The 8,495-nt window shown below is 62.8% G+C and carries 10 protein-coding genes and 3 pseudogenes; 7 read left to right on the forward strand and 6 right to left on the reverse strand.

Features of this window, described 5'->3' with window-relative positions:
- Nucleotides 1–333 precede the first annotated feature (333 nt).
- Together ACLQI9_RS30155 and ACLQI9_RS30160 are read right to left on the reverse strand one after the other, a co-directional pair.
- Nucleotides 334–447, reverse strand: a pseudogene (locus tag ACLQI9_RS30155) (DUF732 domain-containing protein); the annotation flags it as partial.
- 38 nt (nucleotides 448–485) lie between these two features.
- The gene (locus ACLQI9_RS30160; RefSeq protein WP_442392655.1) at nucleotides 486–770 is read right to left on the reverse strand and encodes a hypothetical protein; all 285 of its coding nucleotides are present in this window, start codon (nucleotides 768–770) and stop codon (nucleotides 486–488) included.
- Between the two features lie 51 nt (nucleotides 771–821).
- Here ACLQI9_RS30160 and ACLQI9_RS30165 point away from each other — a divergent pair, with 51 nt between their 5' ends.
- Together ACLQI9_RS30165 and ACLQI9_RS30170 are read left to right on the forward strand one after the other, a co-directional pair.
- Entirely contained in the window at nucleotides 822–977 is a 156-nt protein-coding gene (locus tag ACLQI9_RS30165; RefSeq protein ID WP_442384077.1) for a YegP family protein, read from the forward strand.
- 959 nt (nucleotides 978–1,936) lie between these two features.
- The gene (locus ACLQI9_RS30170; RefSeq protein WP_442384079.1) at nucleotides 1,937–2,302 is read left to right on the forward strand and encodes a hypothetical protein; all 366 of its coding nucleotides are present in this window, start codon (nucleotides 1,937–1,939) and stop codon (nucleotides 2,300–2,302) included.
- Nucleotides 2,303–2,549: 247 nt separating this feature from the next.
- On the opposite strand, the gene ACLQI9_RS30175 is transcribed toward ACLQI9_RS30170, so the two are convergent.
- A complete protein-coding gene (locus ACLQI9_RS30175) occupies nucleotides 2,550–3,128 on the reverse strand; it encodes an MPT63 family protein (protein WP_442392657.1) in 579 nt (192 codons plus the stop codon).
- A 491-nt stretch (nucleotides 3,129–3,619) separates the two neighbouring features.
- On the opposite strand from ACLQI9_RS30175, the gene ACLQI9_RS30180 reads away from it, so the two are divergent.
- Nucleotides 3,620–4,060, forward strand: coding sequence for a nuclear transport factor 2 family protein (locus tag ACLQI9_RS30180; protein WP_442384081.1), 441 nt, complete (start codon nucleotides 3,620–3,622; stop codon nucleotides 4,058–4,060).
- A 108-nt stretch (nucleotides 4,061–4,168) separates the two neighbouring features.
- On the opposite strand, the gene ACLQI9_RS30185 is transcribed toward ACLQI9_RS30180, so the two are convergent.
- Nucleotides 4,169–4,411, reverse strand: coding sequence for a hypothetical protein (locus tag ACLQI9_RS30185; RefSeq protein WP_442384083.1), 243 nt, complete (start codon nucleotides 4,409–4,411; stop codon nucleotides 4,169–4,171).
- Between the two features lie 74 nt (nucleotides 4,412–4,485).
- Here ACLQI9_RS30185 and ACLQI9_RS30190 point away from each other — a divergent pair, with 74 nt between their 5' ends.
- Complete coding sequence (locus ACLQI9_RS30190; protein WP_442384085.1) at nucleotides 4,486–4,626, forward strand: hypothetical protein; 141 nt, start codon at nucleotides 4,486–4,488, stop codon at nucleotides 4,624–4,626.
- A gap of 3 nt (nucleotides 4,627–4,629) precedes the next feature.
- Here the strand turns inward: ACLQI9_RS30190 and ACLQI9_RS30195 are convergent, their stop codons facing one another.
- Nucleotides 4,630–5,238 carry a TetR/AcrR family transcriptional regulator gene (locus ACLQI9_RS30195; protein ID WP_442384087.1) on the reverse strand — a complete coding sequence of 203 codons (609 nt, stop codon included), beginning with the start codon at nucleotides 5,236–5,238 and terminating at the stop codon, nucleotides 4,630–4,632.
- Nucleotides 5,239–5,260: 22 nt separating this feature from the next.
- Between ACLQI9_RS30195 and ACLQI9_RS30200 the strand changes: the two are divergent.
- Nucleotides 5,261–5,362, forward strand: a pseudogene (locus ACLQI9_RS30200) (histidine phosphatase family protein); the annotation flags it as partial.
- 133 nt (nucleotides 5,363–5,495) lie between these two features.
- On the opposite strand, the gene ACLQI9_RS30205 reads toward ACLQI9_RS30200, so the two are convergent.
- A complete protein-coding gene (locus ACLQI9_RS30205; RefSeq protein WP_442392659.1) occupies nucleotides 5,496–7,037 on the reverse strand; it encodes an adenylate/guanylate cyclase domain-containing protein in 1,542 nt (513 codons plus the stop codon).
- A 161-nt stretch (nucleotides 7,038–7,198) separates the two neighbouring features.
- On the opposite strand from ACLQI9_RS30205, the pseudogene ACLQI9_RS30210 reads away from it, so the two are divergent.
- Both ACLQI9_RS30210 and ACLQI9_RS30215 read left to right on the forward strand, forming a co-directional pair.
- Nucleotides 7,199–7,378: pseudogene (locus tag ACLQI9_RS30210) on the forward strand (tyrosine-type recombinase/integrase); the annotation flags it as partial.
- Nucleotides 7,379–7,622: 244 nt separating this feature from the next.
- Nucleotides 7,623–8,081 carry a universal stress protein gene (locus tag ACLQI9_RS30215; RefSeq protein ID WP_442392661.1) on the forward strand — a complete coding sequence of 153 codons (459 nt, stop codon included), beginning with the start codon at nucleotides 7,623–7,625 and terminating at the stop codon, nucleotides 8,079–8,081.
- Nucleotides 8,082–8,495: the final 414 nt, after the last annotated feature.

Raw genomic sequence — 8,495 nt, forward strand, 5'->3', positions numbered from 1 at the left:
AGTGCGAAATCCATTGCTGCACAACCTCCTAATTGATTGTCGTTGCGTCAGTAGCCTCGGTGGGCGGATTCGACCCGTGAGCCAGAATCAAAGTTCTCTCGCGCACCCATCGCTGCATAACTGCAGCCTGCGCCTCTATCGGTCGATCGCGACGCCAAATGTTTGGATCCCGAGCGCAAAGTCGATGAAACAGAACACCGGGAAAGAGAGTCCGACGGCGGCCAAGGACTGTTTGCGGGGGGCCCTACGGGTCGTTCCGATTTAGAAAGCGACCTCTTCCCGATGTGCCAGGAGCAGTCGCAGTAGCGGACGCCGCGTCAGTTCGCGGCGCCAATCGAGGAGTTCGTCGACCTGGCGGCTCGACGGCTCGCCACCGTGCTCGCGGATCGACCAACGCACCACGGCCAGGAGCCGGAGTTCGGAGTCGATGGTGTCGAGATCGCGCATAGGGAGACAGCGTGGACGCCCGGCCGGCGCGGCGCAATTCACTCGGTTCCAGCCTCCAGCGCCTCGGCTCGCTCTCTAGCAGCTTCTTCGGAAGGGAAGGGCGACGCCAGCGTGGTTAGCTTGCCGTCGACTTCCACGGCGAGCCACCAGCCGTCTTCGAGTGCTCCGATCAGATACTCGCGGTTGTCGCTCCAGGCATGCTCGACAGGACTCAACGAGGCCGCGACAGAGCCTGTGTCTTTCGTGACGACTAGCGACCAATGACCTTCGGTGAGCGCGGTCCACGTCAACGCCACAGGGCGCGGGAGAGGCGGCTGAGTCATGTCGATCATTAAACGCCGCCGTGGGGCCGTCACCAAGGTTCCAAAAAACGGATGGCCCACGGCAAGTTCCGCTTCCACCTCAAGGCCCCGAACGGCGAGATCATCGCCGCCAGTCAAGGGTACGAGTCGAAGGCCAGCGCGGAGAAGGGAATTGAGGCGATCAAGAAGCACGCTTCCGACGCCAAGGTGGAAGACCTCACGGGATAGCGAGCTAGGGAAATCATCGGTTGCAAAAAAGAATCACAGCAGCGTTTGTCGCCGGCCGTATTTAGCGGAGTTTGTCGGCTTCTCTCCGCTCGGCTTGCCACAAGAACGGCTCGGAAGATTTCGGAAGGTGACCGTCGCTGTCAGCGATGCACACGCGCAATTCGATGTTGCCGGGCCATCGTTCTAGACGCGCCATGCCGTGATGGCAACCGCTGAGAATCTTGAGCACGCCTTCATCGGAGCGCCGCATCATTGATGTCCTTAGCTCGCCGATGTGCTGCCCATCTGCATGAACGTCGGCAAAGGTCCCGATGTCTGGATGTTTGGGCGTGGTGTGCGGAGCTGGTCGATGCCCATACGGGTTTGTCGGGCGGCTTCCGGTGAAGAAGGTGCACGGGAGGATCGGGTCTGCTCGGCGATCGGGCCTTCGGGACCCGGGCGCGTGCGGTGGTCGATGTTGTGTTCGCCGCGGCTAAAGCTTGAACACGTGACGGATCCTGCGCGATGGAGTCGGGGGTTGTGTCAACATCCAGCCAGGTGGCGGCGGCGGCCACAGGTCGTTCGGCTGCCAAGCGAGCAAATGTCCGGGCACCTCACGATCGTCGGCCTCGACGGGACGCTGCCGGATGGAGATCGTGTTGTGGAGCTGGCCGCGGCCGTATGAGGACCGCTTGCCACGCGGTCGCCGTATCGAACGATCACTACGCAGATGGTGAAACATGCTGGCGTCGAACACTTTCCGTGACGGCATGTACACATCGCGGTAGATCGATTCGTGCGAGACCTGAGATGTCAAAGCGACACAAGACCGGAAGGAAATCGTGAGTGAGAACCTTGTTACCTGATAACGGCCAGGTCCGATCCGGAAAGGTGGACCACGAAGCGGTGGAGAGCGGCCGTCAAGCGGTCGAGTCTCGATCGCCCATCGAGATTTGTTGGAAGCGACGGGAGCAGAACCAATGACCGATGGCGGTGGCATCTTCGTTGCCCTCACCAGTTGTCGTGATGAGGAGCGCGTTGAGGAGTTCTTGACCTGGTACGCGGAGGTCCAGTTTCGTCATGCTCTCGCCGTGGACGGCGTCGACGCAGCGACGCTCTATCGAAGTACGGAACCTGGCGAGCCGGGATTTCTGGCTATCTACTCGCTGGCCGGTGACGTCGCAGATACAGCGGCCCGATTTCGGGCGGCTATCGAAGACCGTCACGCCGCGGGCGACCTCACCGAGCTTTTAGAGGTTCGCTTCGCCGGAGCGTTCAAGGTCGAGAACCGGATGACATCATCACTATCCGGGTCACCCGTTTCAGAAGATGTAGACGGTACTTAGGGGAAAGAAGAGGTGCGGCGCCTGTCCTCCAAAACGGAGGTCGAAGACGCCACTCTGAACCTGTCAATGTTGACACTGCTGCGGAAGACCCTGCGGGGCATCATCTTCGGCAACGCGAACCCGTACTACGACATTCCGCAATCTAAGCGCACACCGGCGCGGGCACTCGTTCAGTTGCGCAGAATTCCCGTGTACGCAAAACTCCCCACGCCACTAGGCGTGGCGCGGGGAGGTGTATGCGAACGGATTAGGTTGTGGCCGGACCAGGAAGCGCACCCGGTGCAGGGCTTGAGTTCTGCGGTGCACTAGGCGAGTTCGGCGCTGCACCAGGCGCCGAGGTCTCCGGCACGTTCGACGTCCAGATCAGAATGTCTTGCATTCCGTCGTTGTAGACGACGCCATTCGGCGGTGCGCCTGTCACGTCGAAGTACAGCGTGCCGGTCGACTCGCTGCCCTGCGGGATCGGCGCCGGGTTGAGGCTGCCCGGGGCCTGAACCTTGTCGATCACCCGGTAGTTCTGGCCGTTGGGCCCGCGGGCGATGAAGTCGTTAACCATAGGGGTAACCAGCCCGCCGTCCGACTTGGCGGTGATGTCTGCTTGGTAGAGCGTTCCTTTAGGGGTGTAGCCGGGGATCGCCACGCTGCTCGGTTGCAGGTTGCTCACCGTGTAGTTGGTCACCAACGGCCCGTCGATCAGCGGTTCGCTGATACCGAATCCCTGGATGTTTGGTGGCGCAGCCGAGGCAGTTGCTGCAGCAACAACGCTCACAGCAGCGATTCCAGCGGCACCGATGGCCGTCTTGACAGTCGTCGTTGTGATTTTCACGATGGGCTCCTTGGGCTCCTTCATTTTCATAGCGGTTACCTGGTATTGAGGCCAGACCGCAAGAGCCGCATAGCCCAGCGACGGCAATTTCAAACGTAACTGCATCGCGAAATGCCTTGCTCGGGCGGGCTACCTGCGTAAATAGCGCGATATCACTCTGCGCCGAAGCACGGTTCGAATAACTTCTTTAACATGCGTCACTTGTATTGGTATCACTTGCAACCAATTTGGAAAGCTGACACCGCAGTAAATATCCAATTGTCTCGGGGATTGAGTAGCCCCTCGTCGCGAGGGCCAGGCTCAGCGCTCCAGCAGAGTGACCGCGGCTTCGCAGTGTCCGCGCAGTCGCCACTTCGGCGGGTGTGCTAGCAGTTCGCCAACGACTTCACCGGCAATGTGGCGCCGCGAGCATGGGCCGGTGTTGAAAATTGGTTGCAGTCCGCTTAGTGGACCCGCCTAAGTCCGATCTACTAGCTGCTGAGGAGTTCAAGTTGACAATCGGGGACACGGCCTTCGACGCCGCTGATCGGCTGGCCATCATCAACTTGTTTGGTGCCTACGCTTATACCTACGACGAGAACGAGCTGGACGAGTTCCGCGCGCTATTCACCGACTCGCCGGAACTTGTCTTACGGCATGAGGACCGCATGCTGTCGCAGGATATCGACACGGTAATGAATTTTCTCGCCGCGAGGAAAGCAGCGTTCAAAGCCGAGAACAACCAACGCCGCCACGCGTTGAACTCCTTCTGGTTCACCCGCCAAAACGCCACTGAGGCGACTGGACGCTGTTATCTCCAGGTATTCGGTATTCGTGACGCCGGGCCACCCTCTCCCGAACTGACCGGCTGCTACGAGTTCACCGCGGTCAAGCAGGCAGGCGTCTGGAGGTTCAGCCGATGGGTCTTCACGGTTGACCAGGCCAACGTATAACTTGCGCGGCCGGGTTCTCGCTGGCAGAAGCAACTTTGATGTTTGGAACCTGTCGCGTGAATGTTCTTGTGCCCCACCCAATGGCGGTGACGCAAAAAACTCACTCAGTTAGGGTCTGATTTCCACCTGGTCGTCGGGGTTGAAGTAACGCTCTGTTCCGTCGGTGAATTTCACGGTGCACATTTGGGGTAGCGGACTGCCGTCGTGGGGGCTCGACTCGCAGACAACCCTTGTTTTGACCCGCTTCCAGGCATTGTCCCCTTCACCGTGCTCGCGGAAGAGGTAGCCGGGGAGGCGGTTAGTGAGGTCAACCGCCCGCATGCGGAGCACTTGGCCGGGTGGGGTGGACATACTTACCAATTCTGCCTGCTGGAGTTGGCGGTGTCGTCGGCAGCACCCGAACTTCGACCTGTCACCATTGACACGTGACCGCCGCGATTGTGGTGATCCTGGCCCTCTTGGCCATCGGGATCGTCGTCGAAAGCCTTCTCCGGCTGAGGAAGTGGCTGAACAACTCGCCTCCTGGGCATAACGGCCAATCACCGCCCGACGGCGGTCCTGAGTAGTCACTAGGACCGGCTGTCGGTGGCGTCCGATTGCCAGGACGAATGGACCAGCGCGGCAAGGGCATCCGCAGTACGTTCGCAGAATTCCTCCGCGTCGATCATCCCGAGGGTCACCGCCCGAAGTAACGTGCTGTCGGCCAGGAAGTCGAAGGCGGCTTCGGCGTGCTGAGCCACGCGGTCGGCCGCTACCCGCTGGGCGAACAGCGCCCGCACATCGCGCTCGTTGCGCAGCAGAAACCGCTTGTAGAGCCCTTCTTCTTGCTGCCACGCCAGCAGTAGGCCGGGAACTGCGGCACGGATGACCGGATCGGCCAATTGGGCCAGGAAGAGCTCTACCCATGCGTGCAGATCGGCACGCAGGTCGTCTGTCGTTGGACGAAGGGGCGCCGGCCGTACGTGATCGAACCCGGCATCCTCAATGAGTGCCTCGCGCCGTCGCCGGCGGCGATAGATCGTGGGAGCGCCGATGCCGGCGCGCCTAGCGACCGCAGCGATCGTCGTCCCCTGATATCCGACCTCGGCCGGCAGTTCCCGCGCCGCAGCGAGAGCATCTTGATCCTTCTGCGGATCCCGAGGACGTCCCGGCGCTTGTGGTTCGGGTTCGGATACCACCCCAAAAAAATGCCGCTACCCGTCCGGGCTGATCAGGACGCAGGAGACCGCTGCGCCGTTGGCCTCGGTGCTGAACATGCCGGTGCAGGACCTGTCCGGGCTCAACGAGATCAGCGCCGGCATTCTAGGGATTGTCGAGGCAGCTCGTGAACGTGGGGTCCAGCACGGATGCATCGGCGTCGGTGGTATGTGAATGCGACTCACCTGTCAACGATGTCGAGGACTCAGACACCTCCAAGCGCGCTGACTCCGGCTGTTCAGCGGCGGCCGGTGGCCGGGGCGAGGTGGGCCATCCCGCGGAGAATCCACGGTGCGCGCCTCCCGATCACCTCCACGGCGCGGTCGGAGCGACGCATCGCGGTCCGACGGCCAGGAGTGGGCATTGATGCCAGTTCCGCCTCGGCCGATCCCGCCCGCGCACCATGGCGATCGACTGCCAGCAGTTGCCAGATACCGGGCACACCGCGCAGCTCGACGCTGCCGCGGTCCTCGAAGCCCGTGCCCGAGCCAACGACCAGGTCGCGCACGGTGCGGGACACGAGGATGTCGCCCGCCCCTGCGTGCCCGAGGATCCGCGCCGCGATGTGTACCGCGATTCCCCCGATGTCTGCGTCCAGCAGTTCGCACTCGCCGGTGTGGATGCCAGCGCGGATCTCGATGCCCAGTGTCTCGGCGTCAGCGCGCACGGCCTCGGCGCAGCGGATGGCCTGCGTCGGGCCGTCGAACGTGGTGAGGTGGCCGTCGCCGGTGCTCTTGACCACCGTGCCGCCGAATCGTTCCGTGAGTTCGGCGGTGATCTCACCGAAGCGGTGGAGCACCGCACGCCACCGCTCGTCGCCCGTCGCCGCGGCGTGTTCCGTCGACGCGACCATGTCGGTGAATAGCACGGTGCGCAGGGCGCGATGGGACTGTGCCGGCGCGGCATGGCTGCCGGTGAGGAACTCCTCGATCCCGGTCAGGATCTTGTCGGGCTCGGTTAAGAAGGGTGCGTGGTCCACACCCTCGACCTCCAGGTACCGCGCGCCGGGGATGTGGTCGGCGAGATACCGGCCGCCCTGCACCGGAACCGCGGGGTCCTCGCGGGCATGGATGACCAGGGTTGGCGCGGTGATCGTTGGCAGGATCGGTCGCACGTCAGTCAGAAAGGCTGCTTCGAATGACGCCCGCGCCATTCCCGGGCTCGCGCTCATGCGCTCCAACATTGCGAGCTGGCGTATCGACCGGACCGACGGCGCGCTGATGCTGGCTGCCGCACCGCTGCCCCACCCGGAGCGCACGGCGCGGCCGGCTTCCAGCCAGCGGGCGAGCTGTTCAATCGACGGCGTGTAGTCCTCACCCAGCTCGGAAAGGAAGCGCGCCCGCAGCTCGGCCGGGTCGCGATCCATGTCGTCCCACCTGCCTGGGTGAAACGAGTATGTGCCGCAGAGGATCAGCGCCCGCACTCGCTCCGGCCGTGCTGCCGCGAACATCATGGACGCCGGTCCACCGTCACTCAGACCGGAGACGACGGCCTGTCCGAAGCCGACGGCGTCCATGACGGCCTCGATCTCGGCCACCCGATCATCCAGCGTGCGAACTTTTGGCACCGGGTCCGAAAGCCCGACCCCGGCCTTGTCGAACAAAAGGACGCGACAGAACGTGGCGAGCTGCTCAACGAACGCTTTGAATTGGGGGAGGGTCCAGGCCAGCTCGATGTGGCTGACGAACGGCATGACGACGACGAGCTCGACAGGCCCGTCGCCGAACACCTGATACGCCAGGCTGAGATCGCCGCAGGACGCGTACGAGGTGTCCGGCACGGCATTGAGCGTACTGCTGTCGAGCGCTACGTCTCCCTACTTTGGTGCGGTTGCGTGCCGCTCTAGGGAGCCCTCCGCTTATCTGGCACGTATCTGGCACGCGCTGAATGACCAGCCCCGAAAACTACCTCGCACCTGCAAAAACTCTGGTGCGATACTGAGGTCGCGGCGACCTGAGGTGGCATGACCTGAGGCATAGCGGTGCCGTGCTGGCTGCGGCTACCGGTGCCAGCCTGGCCGAACTCATGGCGCGCCTGGGGCATTCGACACCACAGGCCGCGATGCGTTATCAGCATGCCGCGCAAGGCCGCGATCGTGAGATAGCGGCGCCGCTGTCTAAAGATGGCCGCGAACGGGGGAGCGTGATGGCCAAGCCGGTCAAATATGTGGTGACATGCTGTCGGGGCAGCCTCGACGGCGGTGACATCGACGACAACCGGGCCGCCGGCTCCACTGCAAGTGTCCACGGCCGTGGACACTTCTCAGTTCAACGGCAACGGCCCCGGCTGATACCTCCGGCGGGGGACCGGCTTTACATCGGTTTGCACTCTAATGAGCCGCCGTCGGCCTTACACTGGGTGGGAAATGAGCGCCTATCAGACCGTCGTGGTCGGCACCGATGGCTCGGACTCGTCGCTGCGTGCGGTGGACCGCGCAGGCGCGATCGCTGCGGATCACGGCGCGAAATTGATCGTTGCGACGGCGCATCTCCCCGTCCCAGAGGAACACGGCGGCTACGCCGTGCCGCCGGGGAGCACCCACGGCGCGGACTACCGGATGGTGGGCGACGCCCCCTTCTACGCGATCCTGCACGACGCCAGGGAGCGGGCGCACAAAGCCGGGGCCAAGAACGTGGAGGAGAAGGATATCGTCGGTGCCCCCATCAACGCGCTGGTGCACCTGGCCGAGGAGGTCCATGCCGACCTGCTGGTCGTCGGCAACGTCGGACTCAGCAGCGTCGCCGGGCGGCTGCTGGGATCGGTCCCATCCGAAGTCTCCCGCAGGTCTAAGACCGACGTGCTGATCGTCCACACCACCGACTGAGGCATCGTTAAGAATCGTTCGGCGTCGGACCACAACCTGTATCTCAGACCAATTGCCTGCCCAATTGTCCTGGTATCGTCTTGGCGATTTGTTAGGCTAGCCTATATACCGCCTCTGAGCTGCCAAAACTCTGGTGTGCGATACTGGCGCCTCTCTGTGTCAAGTAGGTGGTTTTTGCCGGGTTGTAGGGTTTGGGGGCGGGCTCGGGAAGTGACTTGTCTGAAGAGCCGGTGTGCGGGGTGTCAGCTGGCCGCGCGAGACGATAGAGCCGCCCCCGAGTGTCCTCCCGGGCCCGCCTTTTGTTTGACTGTGTCGCCGATCAGCTGTCGGTACACGATGTCGGACAGGCGGCGTTTCAAGCAGCGCATGGCTTCGTTGTGATTTTTGCCTTCGGATCGTTTCCGCAGGTAGTAG

Origin of the sequence: Mycobacterium sp. (assembly GCF_052143115.1) — a bacterium.
Lineage (GTDB): Bacteria > Actinomycetota > Actinomycetes > Mycobacteriales > Mycobacteriaceae > Mycobacterium.

Coding starts and splice junctions, on each gene's coding strand:
- ACLQI9_RS30160 (WP_442392655.1), bottom strand. CDS start 770: ATGACTCAGCCGCCTCTCCCGCGCCCTGTGGCGTTGACGTGGACCGCG.
- ACLQI9_RS30165 (WP_442384077.1), top strand. CDS start 822: ATGGCCCACGGCAAGTTCCGCTTCCACCTCAAGGCCCCGAACGGCGAG.
- ACLQI9_RS30170 (WP_442384079.1), top strand. CDS start 1,937: ATGACCGATGGCGGTGGCATCTTCGTTGCCCTCACCAGTTGTCGTGAT.
- ACLQI9_RS30185 (WP_442384083.1), bottom strand. CDS start 4,411: ATGTCCACCCCACCCGGCCAAGTGCTCCGCATGCGGGCGGTTGACCTC.
- ACLQI9_RS30215 (WP_442392661.1), top strand. CDS start 7,623: ATGAGCGCCTATCAGACCGTCGTGGTCGGCACCGATGGCTCGGACTCG.